Genomic DNA, 19408 nt, shown 5'->3' on the forward strand with positions numbered 1-19408 from the left:
GGCCCAACGAGTGGTGACCATCTACGTTTGTGTTGCCCGCCGCAACGCATATAAATCACTTCGTTGCGCGCCGTTAGTACGCCTCACAATCGACACCCAGTACTTCGAAGTCACCCGTGTTGCGCGTGATGACTGTCGTTTCGTGGTCGGCTGCGACTGCCGCGATCAGGATGTCGCCGCTGAGAGCGTCGATCCGCTCGCTGGGGATCGTATCGTCCGCGCGAAGGTCGGCTTCGAGCTGGCCGGCGCGGACCGCGTGATCGACAGTGAACGGAACGATCCGAAGCCAGCCGAACCGAGAGAGGAGTTCGTGTTTACGCTCGTCGCCAGCGAGCTGTACGCCGACGGCTAGCTCTTTGATATTGATCGATGTCGTCACTAAGTCTTCGTCCTCGTGACTTTCAAGATAACCTTCGGCACCTTTGTCCCCAGCGAGATAGTCGATAAGGAACGTCGTGTCGAGAAGCTTCATTCGTCGGAATCGGTGCGGTCGGCCAACTGCTTGATGGCCTCGTGCTGTCGGGTGGCGAGTCCTTCGCTCGTCGCCGCTCGCTGGTCGGCAACCACCGCTCGTAGCGTCTCCAGATCACGGTCGGCGTAGCTCCCGAACCCCTTCCGCCAGTCCTCAGCGACGGTTTCGGTCAGTCGCTTGACCGTGTCGCTGAAGCTCTCGTCGGCTCGTTTTTCTGCCGAGAGGCGTTCATAGGCCTCGTCGTCGAGACCAATAGTTTTCGTTCCCATAGTTTGTGTTTGTGCGCACAAACACAAATTAGTATCGACAGTCGAAACGTCGCCGGATTATCGATTTTCGGCCAACCACTCTAGGGCTGGCTCAAGCTCAGTTTTCGGCGGCGAGCAGGTGAACGACTCGCAGGCATAGACCGTCGGCTCGCCGTCGACAGCGTCGCGGTCGGCCCAGACCGGCGGCGCGTTCTCCATCCCGAGGTCGTCGAGCCAGCGTTGCAGTCCGTCTTCAGTCGGCGGTCGGTGCGCGAGCGTGACGCCCGGCAGATACCGGTCGGCCAGCGTGTCCCGCCAGTCGTCGGGGAGTTCGTCTGCTGCGATGGTGAGTTCCGCGCCGCCGTTGGTGTAGCGGTCGGCCGCCAGCGTCAGTGAGACGTGCTGGAGGGGGTTGCCAGTAATGCGGTTGCTATGAGTTGCCAGCACGTCGCCGGCGATCTCGCGGTAGTCGGCGTCGGCGACGAAACCATCGAGTACACAGAGCAGGTCGACGGTCGCGCCCAGACTCGATGGTGTCGAGCTGTCGGTGAGTTCCTGCGGCCGCGTCACCAACTCCTCGCCGTCGGCGGGCGTGAAGTAGATCGTTTTCGTTTCCGGGTCCCAGAACGCCGAGACAATAGTGTCGGCGAGATCGAGCGCGACCTTCAGGGGTTCGGGATCGCCGGTCGCCTGATAGAGGTCGAACGCGCCACGCGCGAGGAAGGCGTAATCCTCCAGGTAACCCTCGCCTGCGGTGTCGCCGTCGATGAACCGCCGCTGGAGGCGGCCGTCGTCGAGCAGGTGGCCGGTGACGAAACCGAGGGCGTCGCGGGCCGGTTCGGCGTAGTCGGCATCGAGGACGCGAGCCGCCTGCGCGTATGCCGAGATCATCATTCCGTTCCAGCCGGCTAGCACTTTCTCGTCGCGCGGTGGCCGGGTTCGCTCCTCGCGGGCCTCGAACAGCGTCTCCCGAGCCGTCGCCAACTCGGCTTCGACCTCCTCGGTCGACAGGTCGTGTTTTTCGGCCAGTTCGTCGATCGTTGCTGAAACGTTCAGGACGGTCGTCCCACGCTCGAAGTTGCCGGCGTCGGTCACGCCGTACCGCTCGCAGAACAGCGTCGCCGCCGGGTCCTCAAGCAGGTCGTGGACTTGATCGGGTGTCCAGACGTAGAAGCTCCCCTCCTCGTCACCGCTACGGGCGTCGAGCGTGCTGTAGAAGCCCCCGTCGGGATGTGTGAGTTCGCGCTCGACGAATTCGAGCGTTTCCTCGACGACCTCGGTGTATCGCTCGCTGTCGATCAACTGCTGGCCGGCGAGATACAACGGCGGGAGGCCGGCGTTGTCGTAGAGCATCTTTTCGAAGTGTGGCACTGTCCACTCGCGGTCGGTCGCATACCGGTGGAAGCCACCGCTGAGATGATCGTACAGGCCGCCAGCAGCCATCGCGTCGAGCGTTGTCTTTGCCGCGTTGAGCGCGTCGCTGCTGCCGCTGCGACCTGCGGCTCGCAGGAGGAGATCAAGCCGCCCCGGCTGCGGGAATTTTGGGCCGTCGGAGCCGAAGCCCCCGTACTCGTCGTCGAACGAGCGAAGTGCGGTCCGAACCGCGCTATCGAGGGTATCGTCGTCTGGCACCTCGCTTTCGCCGTCGTGGGAGGGCGTGTCGTATTTGTCGCGGGCGGTGTCGGTCCACTGCTCGGCGCGCTGTTTCATCTCGCTTCGGTCGTCGGGGTCGCTCCAGGAGTCGCTGATCTTATCGAGCAGGTCGAGGAAGCCCGGCATCTGGCCCTGCGGTTCCTTCGGGAAGTAGGTCCCAATGTAGAACGGCTTGCCGTCTGGCGTGAGCCACGCCGACAGCGGCCAGCCGCCGCGGCCAGTGACCTGTTGGCAGATCGTCATGTAGATACTGTCGATATCGGGTCGCTCCTCGCGGTCGACTTTGATCGGGACGAAGTTCTCGTTGAGCCGCTGGGCGACGGCCTCGTCCTCGAAGCTCTCNTCNNCCATGACGTGACACCAGTGACANGNNGAGTAGCCGANCGAGAGGAAGATCGGCTTGTTCTGCTCCTCCGCTGCCTCCAGTGCGGTGTCGTCCCACGGCTGCCAGTTGACCGGGTTGTCCTCGTGCTGGCTGAGATAGGGACTGCCCTCCTCGGCCAGTCGGTTGCGACTGAGTGGATCGGTCATCACTCGCAGTCGGCGCGGCGAACGCAAAAAAGATCGGTGTCGACCGCGGCAAATCGAAACTGGTCCTGATTATCCGGAGGTGTCGACGCCGCTTATGAGGCGGTCTGATTCGCCTGCGGTTCTTGCTGCTGTTGGATCTCCTCGAACTGGTCGGCCCCGGTCAGTCCGGCGACGATGTCTTGCTCCATGAAGTCCAGCAGCGCGCCCTCCGGCCCCGAGATGAGTAGCAGCGGCGAGCCGCGGGACGGCGCGATCGAGTCGTCGACGGTCAACCCGAGGCCCTCGGCTTCCGATCTTGCAGTCTCCAAGAGTTCATCGTTGAGATCAGACTCCAACTCCGAGAACTGTTGGCCAGCCTCTTGCCGTGTGAGGTTTCCACTTTGCAATTCCTGCCTGAGGCGTTGGTTCTCTTCGTTGAGTTCCGTCTGCGCCTCCTCGGAGAGTTGCAGGAACGCGGTCGCGCTGCGCTCACTGCCGGCACCGGCACAGCCTGCGGTCGCCAGTCCGAGTCCGACACCTGTCGCCGCGAGCAGCTTTCGCCTGCTAACCGTTGTATCCATACGAAAAAACGAGCCTCAAGTCTTCTAAACCCTCCGACATCCCTGTCTGATCGAGCTATGGCAAACCGTTAGGTCGGCTGTGACCGTATTTCAAAATATGGACGCTGACGAGAACCCACCGACTGATCCGGAGGCCGCTGTCGACGCATTGGCTGATCACTTGACAGCAACGGCCGAGCGACCGATCCCGCCGGCGACGAACCGCTGGCTTGGGGAAGCTGAAGCCGTTGCCCGCGATGCGGCGACCGACGGGCTCGCCGAGGGGACTCGTCGAAAACGCGTCCAACAGGTCGCCGACTTGCTCGCCGAGGCCGACCCCACAGGCGACGCGGTCGCTGACGACCACATCGCGGCCGCGGAAGCGTGCTGTGCGGTGATTCTCGGCGAATAGCTCCGGGGCTGCTCCTGACGTCGATTCAGCTAGACGGCCCACAGCCGTCGATCAGAGCATCGAGTTTCTCTCGGGCTGCGGCCGAATCAAACGTTTTTGAAAGATATTCAGTTAGCTCGTTCGGGCCGCTGTCCGGCGGTCCAGCCGGATAGCCACCGCCGGCGACGTGGTAATCGTCGTCGGCGTTCCAGACAGCGAGCACTGCTGCCACCGGCAACGTGAGTAGGCCGCGCGCGTCGCCGCCAGTCCCGTCGCTTCCCTCGGTGTCGCTTGTGCTCTCGATTTCGTGGCGGATGACGCCGCGGTACTCGACGCGGAGGCCATCGGCACCGCCGATCGTGGTCTCTTCGCGGTGGCGTTCCGATACCTGTTGGAACCCTCGGGTAGCGAGCCGGTCGGTGAACGCGTCCGTGGCCTTTCGGCGAATCAGCGAGGTTAGGACTTTCGAGGGGTTTCGAGCCGGCTGCAGGCGAATCCGGCTGCTGAAAAAGAACCGCCACGGGAAATCAAGCCCAGTTTGTTGGTGAATCCGCCCGCGTTCCTCGGCTTCCTCGTACACGACAGTGTGGGTGTGAACAGTGACAACCGGCGTCGAAAACGCTTCCTCGACGGTCGATTCGGTCTCCGCCCAGCCGGCCAACCGCTCGCTCGGGACGGCCGGCCGGGGGATGTCCATCTAGTGGTCGTCCTCGCGCCACTTGTGTTCGCACTCGGTACAGATGAAGAACCGCGTTTCGGACTCGTCGGCCGCCCGGATCTGCTGCATGTACCAGTGGGCGCGGTCGTTGTCACATTCGGGGCAGGCAGCGTTGGTCGTCGGGAGGCCTTGATCTTCGGCGTCGCTAATGTCGACGATCTCGCTTTCGGTCTGGCCTTCCGTCGTGACCATTGCGGCCTCCTTGGCCTCGTCGCGGATTTTGGTGAACCCACAGGAGCCACAGATCCACTCGTCGCCCTCGGTCTTCATCATCGAACCGCAGTCGTCACAGAATTCCATTAGCGGGTCGAAGTCCGCTGTCGTACTTAAATAACGGGGTTCACTCGGGTCTCGCGCTGGGTAGCGGGCTGCTCGATCAGGCGTCGCCGTCGGACTGGCCGGGTTCGCCGACCGCCTCGATCGGCATGACGTTGTTCAACTCGGTCGTCAGATCGTCGGCGGACTCGAAGGTCTCGCGGCCGGCGGAGTCGATGAGGTCGCCGAGGTTGGCTTCGCCGTCGGCCAACACGAGCGTAAACCCGTCGAACGCCGTAGCGGCGGCCGTGCGGCTGACCGGGTAGTCGATCTCTTGGAGGAGCGGTTTGACGCGGGCGACTTTCACGGTATCTGTCACACGGTGGATTCGCGCCCGAGCCGTTTAGCTACCCGCCCTGATGCCGTGGCGCGCGAGTGCCGCACCGCCATCGAAACCCGGAACCCAGATATGGCATGGCTCGTAAGCGACCGTATGAGCCTCACCGACGAGGAACTAGCCCGGCTGGCGGATATCGTCGAGCTACAGCCGACGAAGAACGGCGAGCTACAGGACCGCTGGGGGCTCGACAGCGGCAGCGACGTCCACCAGTATCTCGAAAGCCACCTCAAGGATTACTACTACCGCGACGACGACAGCCTGATCCGCTCGACGAAGGAGGCCGTCGAACTCACGGGCGTCGAGCCGGGCGTCGCACCGTCGGGCGACGGCGAGGACGACGACGCGCCGCCGAGTTCCGTGCGGCTCTCGCCGCTTGAAGCCAAGATCTTCGAGACAGTCGCCGGCCCCGAGGAGCGATCCGAGAGCGTCGTCAGCGTGCTCAACGCGCTCCGGGAAGCCTACGACATTGACCCCGATGTCGAGGACGTTCGGCAGGCACTCCAGCGACTCAAGCGGATCGGGGTTGTCGAAGTCATCTACCGCGCGGTGCCGACGTTCCGGGCCTGCGTTGACCGCGATGCGGTGTCGGTCTCGACAACTGAGGACTGACTCTCGCTCATTGAGCTTGGCTATCGCTCACCGAGGGCTGGCTATCGCTCGCGCTCGGCACGCTTCTCTAACAACTGCCGAATTCCAACTCCCGGGCCGCCGTCGATCGGCCACCCTTGCGTCCGCCACGCTGGCGGTTCGGGCTCGAACTCGCTGCAGGAACTGCTACAGGCTGACGACGACTGATGACACTCCTTGGCCGCACACCACGGGATCAGCAGCCGGCCGTTACGCCGGAGTTCGAAATGTCGACAGTCCGGTCGCATCGTCGCCTGATAATCGCGCCACCCACGACCGTAAGCCCGCTCGGCGAGTTCGAGTTGGCGTGAGTTTCGATAGTCGTCGCTGTGTGTCGGTGTCACCGCCGTCGGATGCCACGCAACACTCGCCGCGGCGGCGTCGACGCCGCCGCTGAAATCCGTCGTCAGGATGCCGGCTTCGACTGGGAGTGCTTCCAGCAGGGCCGGCTCGACGGTCGCGCCGGTTTCGGCAGTGGCGACCCAGACCTCGTCGGCAAGGCCGGTCTCGATATCGTGACTGAGTTGGTCGGCCAGCCGATCGGCCGCCGACGCGTCGAGATCCGGCTTGTTCTCGATGGCGATCAGCCGCCGCATCCAGTCGGGATACGGCGCGATTCGCTTGATCTGGATCTGATTGCCGTTTTTGCGGGTCTGCACCACGCCGCGGCCGGCGGCGCGATGGACGGCCTCGCGGACGTATCGCCACGGGTAGTCGGGTTCGGGGAGTGCGTCGCGGTACCACGTCCACTCCGCGGGGGCGTTGCGAACGACATGGAGGAGGTCGGAATCGAGTTCGTCGTCGCCGAAGGCGGCTCGCGCTTGGAGCGCGTCGGGGTCGCACTCGACGACGACGGTGTCCCAGCGTCGCTGTTTCGTCCCGAGTTGGCGGGCGACGAGATAGGTTGTTTCGTCGTTTTCGGTTTCTTCCGGCGGCCACGCGAGTTCCGCCCACCGACAGACCCGGAGCTCGTAGACGAACTCGGAGTCGGCGATGGCGGGCGATGTCACGGCCTAGATGTAGTCGCCCTCTTCCTCCAAGCGTTGATCCAAGAAATCGTCGGCCTGCTTGAGGATCTCGCGGGGGCCGTCCTGTGTGATCGTGTTGAGGGCCTGCTCGTAGTCACGCCACTGGAGGTCGCGGTGCTCCGTCGAGATCTCCGCGCTCGCCTCGAAGGAGTGGGCGATGAAGAGATGCACCGTTTTGTGGATCGTGTCGCCGCTGGCCTGAAACACGTAGTCGTAGTCCTCGCGGAAGCCGTTGATGAGTCGGAACTCCTCGATGCCGGCTTCCTCTTCTACCTCTCGGATCGCAGTCTGCTGGAGCTCCTCGTCGCCTTCGACCCCGCCCTTGGGAAATTCCCAGTCCCCTGGTCGGCTTTTCAGGAGCAAATACTCCCGGCAGCCACGGGTGTCGCGGAAGAGGATCGCCCCAGCACTGGTTGCCTCGACCGTCATTGCCACACGCTACGGAGGCCCACCGTAAGAGGGTATCGGAGCCGGTGGCGGCCGAACCGAGCGGGGACTGTCGGTTTCGCTGTCGTCATCGCCGCCCGGATAGCAAAATCCGTGTGTTTCGTTGCCACAGCCCGCGACAGCGGCCGGTAGATGGGCTTTTGGTGCTCCCCGTTGCAATGGCGTGTATGACCTTCGTCACCAAGCTCACGTTTCAGTCCGGCGACCGGGCCGTCCTGACGGAGACGGTCGACTCGCTGACGGAGCTGGTCGAGCGGAAGGGCGGCCAGTGTAAGGGGCCGCATACCTCTCCCGAAACCCGGCTCAGCGTCCCGCAGTATCAGACGCTTCAGCCCGGCGAGACGTTCCCGAACTGGGATTACAGTGTCTACGAACGCCGGATCGACATCCACGGCGCGGAGCACATCGCCCGCGAGATCGGCCACATGGACTTTCCGGACTCCGTGCACGTCGAAATCGAAGTCGAACAGCAACAGCCGCTCGGCGGCAACTGAACGGTCCCACCGCACCGCCCCCGCGACTCCCGCGTTTTATTTTCACTGCCGTCCTCCGCCCGGTATGAGCGATTCCGATCCTGCCGATTCCGACCTTGGCGATTCTGACCTCGGCGACCTCGAACTCCCCGACGCCTACCGTGATCTCCGCCGCGATCTCCACCGCCACCCCGAGCCAGCGTGGTGTGAGTTCTACACGACGAGTCGCCTGATCCACGAACTCGAACAGCGAGAGATCGACGATCTCCTCTTCGGCCCGGAGATCCACACAGCCGACGCCCGGCGCAACGTGCCCGACGAGTCGACCCTGAGCGAATGGCGCGAGCGGGCCCGCGAAGCCGGCGCGAGCGACGCCGTCCTCGATACGATCGGCAATGGTTTCACCGGCGCGGTCGCCGTCGTCGAGCGCGGCGATGGGCCGACCGTCGCACTCCGGGTCGATATCGACGCCCTGCCGATCACCGAAGCCGACAGCGACGATCACCACCCCGAAGCCGCTGGCTTTCGCTCGACGAACGAGGGCTACATGCACGCCTGCGGCCACGACGCACACGCGACCATCGGTCTCGGCGTGCTTGATCGGGTCCTCGACAGCGACTTCGCGGGCACGTTCAAACTCGTTTTCCAGCCGGCTGAGGAAACGATTTCGGGTGCCAAGCCCATCGCTGAATCCGGCGTGCTCGATGACGTTGACTACTTCCTCGCGCCCCACATCGGGCTCGATCACCCCTCCGGCGAGGTCGTCGCCGGCATCGACGAGTTCCTCGCCGTCCGGCAGTTCGAGACGACGTTCGAGGGTGAATCGGCGCACGCCGGCGCGCGACCAGAGACCGGCGACAACGCGGTGCAGGCGATGGCCGCAGCCGTGCAGAACCTCTACGGGATTCCGCGCAACTCGGCGGGCGGGACGCGCGTCAACGCCGGTCGCGTCGGCGGCGGGACCGCGAGCAACATCGTTCCCGGAGACGCGTTCATCGAAGGCGAGGTCCGCGGCGAGACGACCGAGTTGATGGAGTACATGTGGGATCGCGCCGAGAGCGTGCTGGCTGGGGCTGCAACGATGCACGACTGCGCCGTTGAGACCGAGCTACTGGGTGACGCGCCGAGTGCCCACAGCGACGCCGCACTCGTCGACGTCGTCGACCGCGTCGCACGCCGAACCACCGGCGTCGACACTGTTGTTGAGCACGACAGTCTCGGCGGTAGCGAGGACGCAACCTACCTGATGCAGCGCGTCCAAGAACACGGTGGACTGGCAGCCTATGTCGGCGTCGGGACCGACCACCCCGGCGGCCACCACACGCCGACATTCGATGTCGAGGAACGCGATATCGCCGTGGGCATCGACCTACTGGCCGGTGTCGTTGAGGCACTCACTGACACTGCGGGACTGTCGTAGCTCGATCAGTGTCGCACGCTTAGGCACGCAGTGCTGTGATGTCGACGCTTAGGCGGTCAGTGCTGGGGTGATGACGTATCCGAGATAGGGCAGAAGGAAGCCGGCGACGTAGCCGGTCAGGTGGCCCCAGACGTTGGTCCCGAGCGGCACCAACACCAACGCGCCGGCGACGCCGAAGACGAAGACGGTCGTCCCGATCAAAAACGCCAGCAGGTGATCCGGCGGCAGCTCTCGGGCGACTCTCCCGAGATCACTCGGCGCGTCCAGTCGCCACAGCAAGCCGGCAGCGAGTAGCGCGAAGCCGGCACAGCCCACGGCCAACAGCGGTTGGACCGGAAAATACCACACCGACGGCGCGGCGAACGTGAGCGCGAGGGAGCCGAGGAACGGAACGACGGCCCACGCTGGATCTATTTCGCCGTCGGTCACCTCGCTCGCGGCGGCCGCAAGCGCGACCGGAATGAACCCGAGGAAGGCGGCGACGATGCCGGAAAAGCCGACTGACGGCTGGTCGGTGATGGCTCCCAGCGTCGCCAGCGTCACCCACGCGATGACGAAGGGAACGCCCAGCAGATAGCCAACGGCGACACGGCGGAACTGCCGATTCCAGCCCGCGATGCCGATCAGTGGATAGAGGCCGAACAGCGTCACCCAGAAATTGAGGAGGTTATCGAAGAGATGCCGCCCGTCGATGTGGACGTAGTTGGCAGTGAAGGCAGTCAGCAGCGTCCGGCTGTCGGCCAGCAGCGACTCGGCCGCGAGGCTGAATCCCAGTCCGTCGCCGATGCCGAGCAGCCAACCCAGGCTCAGCGTGGCCGGCAGCGCGACCAGCAGGAGGTACTGCTCGGCGAGCGGGGCAGTCGTCGTCCGTCGCCACCAGCGGGCGGCAGTCAGCGGGAGGGCAAGTAGCGTCCGGAGCCGACGCCAGGCCACGACCTCACTCCCAGCGTTCGAGGAGGTCGGTGATCGTTGCGACCAGCGAGTCGAAATCCTTCAGCTTCAGGCCGTCGGTCGTCACGAAGACGCCGCTGTCGCCGACGCCAACTCGAACCAAAAACCCGTTTTCGAAGTTCCGGATCGTGTACTCGTAGTTGCCGAGTTCGGAGCCGGCGTAGGCGTCGGTCGTCGTCTTGTAGTCGTGCCACTCGTGGCCGATAAACGACATCAGGTCGGCGTCCTGTTCGAGGTCGCCGCGGAGGTACACCTGCATGTAGTTGGTCGCATCGAAGTAGGTGACTGACCGACAGCTGTCGCCGACCGCGCTCCGGCAGGCGGTTTTGAGTTGGTCGGCGCGCGCCTCGGTCAGCGGCTTCTCGCTGAGGGGTTCCTCATCGCTCATACCGAGCCTTTGCCGCCAACCGGCTTCAAACCACGGGTCACCCGCGTCGACCTTACTCCGCCTCGACACGGTTACTCACGACCAACACGGTCGCGTCGTCGTGTGGTTTGCTGTACTGATCGAGCAGCCGCCGGGCCGTGACCGTCGCCGACTCACGTGACAGCCCGCGTTCCGCCGAGAGGTCCCAGTGGGATTCAATGCCGTCGGAGAACAGTACCAGCCGGTCATGGGGGTGCCACTCGCTCTCCCTGACTTTCGGCTCGGGCCCGTCGCCGCCGACGACGCCGCGCCGCGGGATGAACGTCACCTCGCTGCCCTCGCTGGTCTTGTAGTTGATGTTGCCGACCGCGCCGATTGTCACGGTGTCGGCTGTCCAGTCGAACCGCGCCAGCGCCATGACGACACCGCGGGTCCCGCGGCAGGCCCGTTCTGCACCCTCGAAGATCGCGGTGATCGAGTTGTCGTAATGCGTTTCGACGTACTCCGTCGCCGCGGTGGCCGCCTTGTGGGCGTCGCTGCCGTGACCGAGGCCGTCGATGACGCCGACGAGTGCTTGGTCGTCCCACCGCTTGATGACGAAACTGTCGCCGTTGACCGTCTCGTCGGCCGCCGGTCGGGAGGCCGCGCCGAAGGAGAGCGGGCAGTCGGCGGTGGTTTCGTGATCCGACCGAATCCAGCGGTCGGCGACGACTTTCGTCCCGAAATCCGGCTCGCCGGGCGCGGCGACCGTGAGCCGGTGCATCAGCCGGTTGACCGCGCCCAAGCCGCCGCCCAGACTGCCGGCAGTCGAGGCACCGTCCGCGAAGGCAGCGTCCACGTTGGCGATACCAGGGCCGACATCGAATGACTCGATCCGGATGCCGACGCGGTCACCGTCGGTGAGTTGGCTGAGCGCGAGTTCGCCGCCTTCGGCGTGTTTGAGCACGTTCGATGCGAGTTCGACGGCGACAATGCCGATCTCGGCGCTGGCCGACTCGTCGAAGCCGATCTCTGCGGCCATCGACTCGGCGGCCTGTTTGACGAGGATATCGTCGCCGTCCTGCTGTACGTCGTGTCGTTCGGTCTCCCGCAGTGTCGGCTCGGACATTACGTCCACTTCCGAACCGTGATCGTCGTGCCGTCTTCGGGATTTGAGGTAATGTCGAAGCCGTCCATGAGCTTCTTCGTCCCTTGCACGCCGCGTCCCATGCCGCCGGACGTCGAGTGTTCGGCCCGCAGTACGCCCTCGACATCGTCGATCCCAGGGCCGTCGTCGTCGAAGACGAGTTCGATCCCGCGGTCGGTGCCGGCCTCGATCTCGCGCCACTTCATGATGCCGTCCTCGGCGTAGAGATGCATGTTGCGCGTGAGTTCCGAGACGCCTGTCACGATCCGGGTCACGTCTGTCGTCGAAAACCCGATCTCCTCGGCGACGGCGCGGGCCTCCTGTCTCGCCAGAAGGATGTCGTCCTCCGAGCGCACGCGAACTGTTCCCGACTGGAGGACGGTCACCGCTGTTTCGAAGGCGTCCGTTTGGCCCCCATCCTCGCTCATCGGCCTCCTCCGGGCGACGACGCGGGGCCGGTGGGGGTACCGTCGGCGTCGAGCTTAGTGGAATCCGTCGTCGCCTCGTCGTTGGTGCCCTCTGCCTTCTCACCGTCGGCGTCCTCGACCCGCACGCCCAGCATCGACAGCGCGTGGTCGGTGCTCCGGGCGGTCTCGACGGCGTCGAGGCCGAAGCCGAGTTCCGCCGCCGTGATCGCCACGCTGGGTCGCATCCCGACGACGATGGCCTCCCCGCCCATCAACTCGACCATCCCCGCGGTTTCGGAGATCACCCGAGCGAAAAACGAGTCAAGTGTCGTGACCTCGGAGATATCGAGGATGACGCCCCGCGGATTGGTTTCCTCCATCTGGGCGAGTACGTCCTGCTGGAGGTCGTCGACGGCCTGATCGGTCGGCCGGCCGGGGAACGCCGCGATCAACACGTCGTAGACTTGCGTCACTGCAGCGGTGTCAGTCGTTCTCATTGAAAGCTCACACCCTGCCACGAGAGGGCGACGCGGAGGCCCTCCATCAGCGAGGACTGTGTTTCGACGCCTTCGAGCCGCACGCCGAGCTGGACGAGCGTTTGGGCGATATCCGGGCTAATACCGGTAATTACCACGTCGGCACCGAGAAGGTTGACAGCGTTGATCGTATCGATGAGGTGCTGGGCGGTCGCGGTGTCCAGCGCGGTGACCTCGGTGATGTCGATCAGCGCGATCGCGGCCTCCGTCGAGACGATCCGGTCCAGCAGGTCTTCGGTCAGCATTTCGGCCTTCTTGGTGTCCAGCGACCCCACGACGGTCGTGAGGATGACGCCGTCCCAGATCTCGACGACCGGCATCGAGAGTTCCTGGATCTCCTGGGCCATATCCTGCAGCCGACGTTCCTGTTCGAGTTGCTCGGTGATGTCCCGGCCGATGCCGACGATTGCCTCCAGTTCGCCGTCGGATTCAAGCGGCGACAGCGAGAGTTCGTAGGCGATCTCACGCCCACCTTTGGTCTCGATTTTGGCTTGGACTGCCGTTCGGATACCGCGTTCGATGACGGTCTCGACGGCGTCCGCGATGGCGTCCTGATCGTCGCCGGAGAACAACTCCGTTGGTTCCATCGAATCCAGCTCATCGGCCGAGTAGCCCGACACCGACGGGAGCTGTTCGTTCCACTCGATGAAATCCCCTTGGGGATTGAAAATATAGAAGATGTCTTCCAGTTCGTCCAGTCCGGTCGAAATGAGACCTTCGTCCATGTGCTGTTATACTCGTCGGTATAAATAGCAGTTTGGGATACCATGTCGATACTATCTGGTGACGTTCGGATACAATTGGTCGCTCACCGGGCTGTCGTCGCTTATGCAGCGTGAGGGTCAATGGGCTCCTGTGAGTCACCACTAGTCGTCGTACTCGTCTTCGATCGTGAAGTAGAACGTCGTGCCCTCGCCGGGTTCTGACTCGACCCAGATGTCGCCGTTGTGGCGGTTGACGATCCGCTCGCAGATCGCCAGCCCGATCCCGGTGCCGTCGCTGTCGCCGCCCTTATCGAAGAGTCTGAAAATGTCGTCCTGCTGGTCGGGCGGAATCCCCGGCCCGTCGTCGCTGACGGCAAAGCGATGGCCGTCGTCGACTTCCGTACTCGATACTTCGACGGTCGTCCCTCGGCCACCGTGTTCGACGGCGTTTTTGATCAGGTTCTGGAACAGTTGGACTAGCTGATCCTCGTCAGCCTGTAGCGTCGGCATGGTGTCGACGATGAGGTTTGCCTCCGTCTCATCGAGTTTGAGTTCGAGATCCGTCTCGACGGCATCGAGCACGCCGTCAACGTTCGTTTTAGCGCGTTCGTCACCCTCGGTTTCGACGCGGGAGTACAGCAGCAGGCCGTCGATCATCCCGCGCATCCGCTCGGCTCCGTCGACGGCGAAATCGATGTACTGCTGTGTCTCCTCGTCGAGGTGGTCTTCGAACTCCTCCTCTAAGAGACAGACGTAACTCGACACCATTCTGAGCGGCTCCTGGAGATCGTGTGAGAGGATGTACGCGAACTCCTGGAGTCGCTCGTTGGAGCGTTCGAGTTGGGATTCGTACTCCTTCCGATCGGTGATATCCTTCGAAATAACGGCCAACCCGTCCTCGTCCGGATAGATCTGGAGTTGCGTCCAGTAGTCGTGTTTGTCGTAGTGGAACTCACAGGACGTTGGCTCCTGTGTGTCCATCGCCTCGCGGAACTGCGCTTCGACAACGGTGTCTTCGAGTTCGGGGAAGTGCTCCCAGAGGTTCTCGCCGAGCACCTCATCGGCCGGCACACCGACGCGCTCGGCGACCACGTCGTTCCAATACGTGACGGTGAACTCGGTGTCGACGGCGTAGTACGCATCGGAGATGCGTTCGGTCAGCCGGCGGTATTTCTTTTCGCGTTCGGCGCGTTCGAGTTCGTAGCTCGCCCACTCGGTGAGCAGTTCCACGAACGTCTCTTGGATTTCGGTGAACTCCTTGTCAACCGGGTTCCGGTCGGCGAAACAGATCGTCCCCATCGTCTCTCCCTCGACGGTGATCTCGGAGCCGGCATAGCAGGCCAGCCCGAACCGCTCGTAGGCGGGGTCATCTTTCCAGCCTTCCTCGGCGGCATTCATCACTGTCAGCGGGCCGCTGCGGTCGGGGTCGACGGTGTGTCGACAGTAGGATTCCGAAAACGGTGCTTCGGCACCGTCAGATAGCTGCTCGTTTGGCCCGACGCCGACGACGATCCGCTGGGTGTCGCCGTCGATGCTCGTAAGAAAGCCTTGTTCGACATCCATGAACTCCCGGCCGAAGGCGAGGAGATCCGCGATCTTCTCCTCGAAGGACGCTGATTTCGAGGCAGTTTGGTGGAGCTTCCGGAACGCTTTCTCCTGTTTTTCGAGCTGATTGAGCTGTTCCTGTCGCTCGGAGATATCCCGGCCGATCCCGATGACGCCGCGGAGTCCACCGTCGTCGTCGGTCAGTGTGGTCCCGCTAAACTCGTGTGGAATCTCCTCGCCGTCTTTCGTCAGCAGCGGGGCTTCGACGATGCCTGACCCCGTGTCGAGGACCTCTGTGATCGCCTTGCTGATCGCCGCCTGGTGGTCGTCGGGAAACAGCTCCAGTGCCTGCATCCCGTCGAGTTCGGCGTCGCTGTACCCCGTTCGCTCGCTCAGTGTTTGGTTCCACCGCTGGAGCGTGCCGTCGGTGTTCAGGAGGTAGAACGCGTCGTTGAGCGTCTGAAGGCTCTGTTCGATGAACCCTCGTTCGGCTTCGAGGTCTTCCTGTTGTTGCTTCCGGTTGCTGATGTCCTTGATCTTGGCGATGACGTACGCCTCGCCATCGAGAGTTGTCAGGGTGGTGCGGACGTTGACCCAGATCCGCTCGCCGTCAGCCCGTTCGGCCCGCCACTCGAACTCCTGTGGGTCGCCGTCGGCGGCTGCCAGAATTCGCTTTTCGGCCTCGACCTGTGTGTGTCCTTCGTCGACCGCGCTGTACTCGTGGACATCCATCTCCCGCAACTCGGCTGCCGAGTAGCCGTATAGCTCGGTCAGCCGGTCGTTGACGCCGACGATCTCCCCAGTCTCGGGATCGTGGAGCATGATCCCGACGCCCAGATCGTCGAAGACAGTCGAAACGGTCTGCTTCATCGATAAGTCACATACGGGTAGCCGGATCATAAACTGTTGGCCGAACTCCTGTCGGCTACCGACCATGTGAACCATAATTTAAAACCGGTCCCGCCCCAACACCAACCAATGACTGGCTGGTTCGTAGAACGGAGCCGACATGTCGGTGCCAACTTAGTATGAGCGACAAGGACAAACCCGTCGAGATTCTCCTCGCCGAGGACAATCCCGGCGACGTGATGTTGGCGAAGAAGGCCCTCGAACAGGGGAAACTCGCTAACAACCTCCACGTGACGACCGACGGGGTCGACGCACTGTCGTTCCTCCGACAGGAGGGCGAGTACGCCGACGCGCCGCGGCCGGATCTGATCCTGCTGGATCTCAATATGCCCCGAAAGGACGGCCAAGACGTGCTCAAGGAGCTCAAGGACGACGACGACCTCTGCCGAATCCCGGTCGTCGTCTTGACCAGTTCGGAGTCAGAGGAGGACATCGCCAAATCCTACGAGCTCAACGCCAACGCCTACCTGACCAAACCGGTCAACTTCGACGGCTTCATCGAGATCGTCAACCGGTTAGAGAACTTCTGGTTCAAAGTTGTCAAACTACCGGAGGAATAACATGTCGATCAGCGTCACTGACGAACTCTGTCTGCTCCTCATCGAGGACAACCCCGGCGATGCGACGCTGTTCGAACACCACCTGACGACCAACGGCAACGACACGTTTCCCCCAGCGACGGTCACCCACGTTGAGGAATTGGACGCCGGAATCGAGGAACTCGAAACCGACGCCTACGACCTCGTTCTGTTGGATCTCGGCCTGCCGGACAGCAGCGGGCTCGACACGCTCGATCGCTACAACGACGCCGTCGAGACTCACGATGAGCTTGCCCCCGTTCCAGTGGTCGTGCTCACCGGGCTCAAAGACGACGCGGCCTCCGTCGAGGCCATCGAGCGCGGCGCGCAGGATTACCTCGTGAAGGACAACGTCGACAGCAACATCCTCCATCGGACGATCCGCTACGCCCTCGAACGGCACCGCCAAGAACAGGAACTCCGCCGGCAAAACGAGCGACTAGAGCGGTTCGCAAACGTCGTCAGCCACGACCTACGAAACCCCCTCGGCGTTGCCAAGGGGCGGCTTGAGATGTTGGAGGAGAACCAACACACCCCCATCATTGCCAAGAACCTCAACCGGATGGAGGCGATCATCGAAGACGTGCTCACGCTGGCACGGGAGGGACAATCCGTCGAAGAGACGAGCCCTGTTGACCTCTCCACGCTCGTCACCGACTGTTGGGAGTCCGTCGAAACCGGATCGGCCGCGGTGTCAGTCGATGACGGCATCGTGATCGAGGCCGACCAGAGCCGGCTCCAGCAGTTGATCGAGAACCTGCTCCGCAACAGTATCGAGCACGTCGGCGATGAGGTGTCGATCCACGTCGGCTCGTTGCCCGATGGGTTCTATTTCGAAGACGACGGGCCGGGCATCCCGGCTGAGGACCACGACGTGGTGTTCGATGCCGGCTTCACGACCAATCAGGACGGCACCGGGTTCGGGCTCAACATCGTCAAAGAGAGTGCCGAGGCCCACGGGTGGGATGTCTCAGTCACTGACGGTAGCAACGGCGGCGCACGCTTCGAGTTCACCGGCGTCACCGTCCTCGAAACCGGCTAGGGACGGATTTCGACCGACTCAGAGTCCGCCGGCAGTGACGGTGAACAGCAGGAGATTGTGGAACCCCGGCCCGAGACCGACGGCCGCGATCAGCCCCAACAAGAGGTAGCCCTCGGTTGGCTCGTCTTCAACGTAGTCCCGAAAGAGGACGATCACGCCGCCAACAACGCCGAGTTTGACGAGCACGAACAGCCAGCCCGTGCCGATCGCGTCGGCCGTCGGTAGCGCGGCAGCAGCCTCCAGAATCACCCGCGAGAGCGGCGTTCGCTCCCCGAAGCCGAGCACGTCGACGCCGACGGTCGTCGAAACCGCATCGAGCGTGTGGCCGAACACCGCTACCAACCCCACGCGGCCGGTCGCGGCCGTCGCTGCCGGCCGAAGCCAGCGTAGCGTGAGCCACGCGGCGGCGGTCACGGCGATGGTCGCAACCGCGCCGACAGCGGGCCAGTACGGCGCGAGCGTGCCGCGTGTCATCCCGAGATAGAGCGCGAACCCGCCGGCCGGCACGAGTACTGCCAGCCCGGTCGCCGCAAGCGCGGCTGGCACCGTCGTCGGGTCCAGTCGGTCGGCGACCAGCCAGACCGCGCCGACGATGACGGCGGTCGTGAGATAGACCGCGCCAGTGCCCGCAAACGGGGCGAGAATCGAAGGCAAGCCCTCGATCGCATAGAGGACGTGCAACGCCGAGCCGACGGCCATCCACGGCGTCAGCCCGACGATGTGGCGCGCGCCGACACTCGGCCGGCGGCGGAGCAGCCCGTAGCCGACGCCTACCGCCGCGATGACCAGTACGACGAGGTAGGGCAGCGGCGGCGGGCCGAAGCCGGCCGGAAGCAACACCATAGGCCCCGTTTCGATGAAACTCCGGAAAGCGTTTCGGTCGCCGGCGATCCGAGCTGGCGAGCGATGCCGCCGACTCGATGGTGATCGGGGGAGCGTTTTTCCCGCCGTGCTCGGTTGTGTGGGTATGCAACGCGCCGATCTCGCGCCGCTGATCGACCACACCGTCCTCGGGCCGACGACCACCGCGGCCGACGTGGATCGCGTCGTGAGCGAGGCCACCGCGGCGGGCATGAACGTCTGTATCCCACCCTGTTACGTCGACGGCGTCGCCAGCGACGCGCCGGACGATCTCACCGTCGCCACCGTCATCGGCTTCCCGCACGGTCAAGACGATCCCGAGATCAAACGCGAAGCCGGCTCGGTCGCGTGGAAAGCCGGCGCGGACGAACTCGACGTAGTCTGCAATATCGGCCGCCTCAAAGCCGGCGAGGACGACGCTGTCGCCGACGAACTCGCCGCAGTCGTCGCCTCCGTGCCGATCCCGGTGAAAGTCATCATCGAAGCCGGACTGCTGACCGACGACGAAAAACACCGCGCCTGCGAGGCCGCCGTCGAAGCCGACGCCGACATGGTGAAAACTTCGACCGGCTTCGCCGACGCGGAGCCGAGCGGGGCGACCGTCGCGGATGTCGAACTGATGGCGGACTATCTGCCGGTCAAGGCCAGCGGCGGGATCGGCGACTACGAGACGGCGATGGCGATGATCGAGGCGGGTGCCGAGCGGATCGGAGCCTCCAGCGGGCCAGCGATCCTCGACGGCGCGCCGTCATAACCGAGTATTAGTGGAAAAGCCAACCTCTTAGGGTGCCGCCCGATTGCCTTCGCCAATGAGCGATTCCGCCTCCGATCCTGAGGATTCCGTCCGGGATGCCGTCGAACGATCCCGCAGCGGCGCGCCGGCGGTCGGCGAGGTGCTCCGCGACCGGTTCTCCGCGGACGAAGTGTTCCAGCGCGTTGTCGCCGCCGCCGACGAGGAGGTCACCTCCGGCAGCCGCGAACTCTTCTTCAGCGCGGTCGCCGCCGGCTTTGCGATCACGATCACCTTTCTGCTCTACGTCTCGTTGTCGACGACCTCCGACAATCCGGTCGTCGGCGCGATGCTGTACCCGCTTGGCTTCATNTACATCATCATCGGNGGNTACCAGCTNTACACNGAGAANACGCTNCCGCCGGTCGCGCTGACGNTNGAGCGGNTNGC

24 protein-coding genes and 1 pseudogene (1 of these 25 cut by a window edge) are annotated in these 19408 nt (G+C 63.8%); 8 read left to right on the plus strand and 17 right to left on the minus strand.

The features are described 5' to 3' along the window. Positions 1–73: 73 nt before the first annotated feature. The 4 genes from EGH24_RS04885 to EGH24_RS04900 all read right to left on the minus strand — a co-directional run bounded on the left by EGH24_RS04885 (position 74) and on the right by EGH24_RS04900 (position 3464). Complete coding sequence (locus tag EGH24_RS04885) at positions 74–472, minus strand: type II toxin-antitoxin system VapC family toxin (protein ID WP_142979042.1); 399 nt, start codon at positions 470–472, stop codon at positions 74–76. Beyond that, a complete protein-coding gene (locus EGH24_RS04890) occupies positions 469–741 on the minus strand; it encodes an antitoxin VapB family protein (RefSeq protein WP_142979043.1) in 273 nt (90 codons plus the stop codon). The genes EGH24_RS04885 and EGH24_RS04890 overlap by 4 nt, the downstream gene beginning before the upstream one ends. Before the next feature lie 57 nt (positions 742–798). Then, positions 799–2904: a thioredoxin domain-containing protein gene (locus tag EGH24_RS04895; protein ID WP_142979044.1), complete on the minus strand. Its 2106-nt coding sequence runs from the start codon at positions 2902–2904 to the stop codon at positions 799–801. A 92-nt stretch (positions 2905–2996) separates the two neighbouring features. Continuing rightward, entirely contained in the window at positions 2997–3464 is a 468-nt protein-coding gene (locus EGH24_RS04900; protein ID WP_142979045.1) for a hypothetical protein, read from the minus strand. A 97-nt stretch (positions 3465–3561) separates the two neighbouring features. On the opposite strand from EGH24_RS04900, the gene EGH24_RS04905 reads away from it, so the two are divergent. Beyond that, on the plus strand, positions 3562–3855 hold the full coding sequence (locus tag EGH24_RS04905) for a hypothetical protein (RefSeq protein ID WP_142979046.1): 294 nt from the start codon (positions 3562–3564) through the stop codon (positions 3853–3855). Positions 3856–3880: 25 nt separating this feature from the next. Here EGH24_RS04905 and EGH24_RS04910 read toward each other — a convergent pair whose 3' ends face one another. From EGH24_RS04910 to EGH24_RS04920, 3 genes are all read right to left on the minus strand, one after another. Then, a complete protein-coding gene (locus EGH24_RS04910) occupies positions 3881–4531 on the minus strand; it encodes a hypothetical protein (RefSeq protein ID WP_142979047.1) in 651 nt (216 codons plus the stop codon). Then, positions 4532–4852 carry a transcription factor S gene (locus EGH24_RS04915; RefSeq protein ID WP_142979048.1) on the minus strand — a complete coding sequence of 107 codons (321 nt, stop codon included), beginning with the start codon at positions 4850–4852 and terminating at the stop codon, positions 4532–4534. A gap of 76 nt (positions 4853–4928) precedes the next feature. Next, positions 4929–5186 (minus strand): DUF5789 family protein, encoded by a 258-nt coding sequence (locus tag EGH24_RS04920; RefSeq protein WP_142979049.1) that lies wholly within the window; start codon positions 5184–5186, stop codon positions 4929–4931. Between the two features lie 114 nt (positions 5187–5300). On the opposite strand from EGH24_RS04920, the gene EGH24_RS04925 reads away from it, so the two are divergent. Further along, positions 5301–5816 carry a DUF5797 family protein gene (locus EGH24_RS04925; RefSeq protein ID WP_142979050.1) on the plus strand — a complete coding sequence of 172 codons (516 nt, stop codon included), beginning with the start codon at positions 5301–5303 and terminating at the stop codon, positions 5814–5816. 41 nt (positions 5817–5857) lie between these two features. Here the strand turns inward: EGH24_RS04925 and EGH24_RS04930 are convergent, their stop codons facing one another. Further along, positions 5858–6844: a DUF5787 family protein gene (locus EGH24_RS04930; protein ID WP_246057895.1), complete on the minus strand. Its 987-nt coding sequence runs from the start codon at positions 6842–6844 to the stop codon at positions 5858–5860. 3 nt (positions 6845–6847) lie between these two features. Beyond that, positions 6848–7291, minus strand: coding sequence for an NUDIX domain-containing protein (locus tag EGH24_RS04935; RefSeq protein ID WP_142979051.1), 444 nt, complete (start codon positions 7289–7291; stop codon positions 6848–6850). Positions 7292–7476: 185 nt separating this feature from the next. Here EGH24_RS04935 and EGH24_RS04940 point away from each other — a divergent pair, with 185 nt between their 5' ends. Both EGH24_RS04940 and EGH24_RS04945 read left to right on the plus strand, forming a co-directional pair. Next, a complete protein-coding gene (locus EGH24_RS04940; RefSeq protein ID WP_142979052.1) occupies positions 7477–7803 on the plus strand; it encodes an uS10/mL48 family ribosomal protein in 327 nt (108 codons plus the stop codon). Between the two features lie 64 nt (positions 7804–7867). Beyond that, entirely contained in the window at positions 7868–9202 is a 1335-nt protein-coding gene (locus EGH24_RS04945) for an amidohydrolase (protein WP_142979053.1), read from the plus strand. A 48-nt stretch (positions 9203–9250) separates the two neighbouring features. Here EGH24_RS04945 and EGH24_RS04950 read toward each other — a convergent pair whose 3' ends face one another. From EGH24_RS04950 to EGH24_RS04980, 7 genes are all read right to left on the minus strand, one after another. Then, entirely contained in the window at positions 9251–10135 is an 885-nt protein-coding gene (locus tag EGH24_RS04950) for a hypothetical protein (RefSeq protein WP_142979054.1), read from the minus strand. Between the two features lie 4 nt (positions 10136–10139). Beyond that, entirely contained in the window at positions 10140–10541 is a 402-nt protein-coding gene (locus tag EGH24_RS04955) for a DUF7522 family protein (RefSeq protein ID WP_142979055.1), read from the minus strand. A 52-nt stretch (positions 10542–10593) separates the two neighbouring features. Beyond that, positions 10594–11628 carry a SpoIIE family protein phosphatase gene (locus EGH24_RS04960; protein WP_142979056.1) on the minus strand — a complete coding sequence of 345 codons (1035 nt, stop codon included), beginning with the start codon at positions 11626–11628 and terminating at the stop codon, positions 10594–10596. Next, a complete protein-coding gene (locus tag EGH24_RS04965) occupies positions 11628–12074 on the minus strand; it encodes an anti-sigma regulatory factor (protein WP_142979057.1) in 447 nt (148 codons plus the stop codon). Before EGH24_RS04965 ends, EGH24_RS04960 begins: the two co-directional genes overlap by 1 nt. After that, positions 12071–12550, minus strand: a complete 480-nt coding sequence (locus tag EGH24_RS04970) for an STAS domain-containing protein (protein WP_142979058.1) — start codon at positions 12548–12550, stop codon at positions 12071–12073. The genes EGH24_RS04965 and EGH24_RS04970 overlap by 4 nt, the downstream gene beginning before the upstream one ends. Then, complete coding sequence (locus EGH24_RS04975) at positions 12547–13314, minus strand: PAS domain S-box protein (RefSeq protein ID WP_142979059.1); 768 nt, start codon at positions 13312–13314, stop codon at positions 12547–12549. Before EGH24_RS04975 ends, EGH24_RS04970 begins: the two co-directional genes overlap by 4 nt. 141 nt (positions 13315–13455) lie before the next feature. Then, a complete protein-coding gene (locus EGH24_RS04980) occupies positions 13456–15708 on the minus strand; it encodes a PAS domain-containing sensor histidine kinase (protein ID WP_185903236.1) in 2253 nt (750 codons plus the stop codon). A gap of 158 nt (positions 15709–15866) precedes the next feature. Between EGH24_RS04980 and EGH24_RS04985 the strand changes: the two genes are divergently transcribed. Both EGH24_RS04985 and EGH24_RS04990 read left to right on the plus strand, forming a co-directional pair. Continuing rightward, positions 15867–16307 carry a response regulator gene (locus EGH24_RS04985; protein WP_142979061.1) on the plus strand — a complete coding sequence of 147 codons (441 nt, stop codon included), beginning with the start codon at positions 15867–15869 and terminating at the stop codon, positions 16305–16307. A 1-nt stretch (position 16308) separates the two neighbouring features. Continuing rightward, on the plus strand, positions 16309–17367 hold the full coding sequence (locus tag EGH24_RS04990) for an ATP-binding response regulator (protein ID WP_142979062.1): 1059 nt from the start codon (positions 16309–16311) through the stop codon (positions 17365–17367). 18 nt (positions 17368–17385) lie between these two features. Here the strand turns inward: EGH24_RS04990 and EGH24_RS04995 are convergent, their stop codons facing one another. Continuing rightward, positions 17386–18210 carry a DUF63 family protein gene (locus EGH24_RS04995; RefSeq protein WP_142979063.1) on the minus strand — a complete coding sequence of 275 codons (825 nt, stop codon included), beginning with the start codon at positions 18208–18210 and terminating at the stop codon, positions 17386–17388. A gap of 124 nt (positions 18211–18334) precedes the next feature. Here EGH24_RS04995 and deoC point away from each other — a divergent pair, with 124 nt between their 5' ends. Both deoC and EGH24_RS05005 read left to right on the plus strand, forming a co-directional pair. Beyond that, positions 18335–18982 (plus strand): deoxyribose-phosphate aldolase, encoded by a 648-nt coding sequence (gene deoC / locus EGH24_RS05000; RefSeq protein WP_142979064.1) that lies wholly within the window; start codon positions 18335–18337, stop codon positions 18980–18982. Positions 18983–19037: 55 nt separating this feature from the next. Then, positions 19038–19408: pseudogene (locus tag EGH24_RS05005) on the plus strand (formate/nitrite transporter family protein); its annotated part runs 1498 nt beyond the window's last position; the annotation flags it as partial.

Source organism: Halonotius terrestris (assembly GCF_006861665.1).
GTDB lineage: Archaea > Halobacteriota > Halobacteria > Halobacteriales > Haloferacaceae > Halonotius > Halonotius terrestris.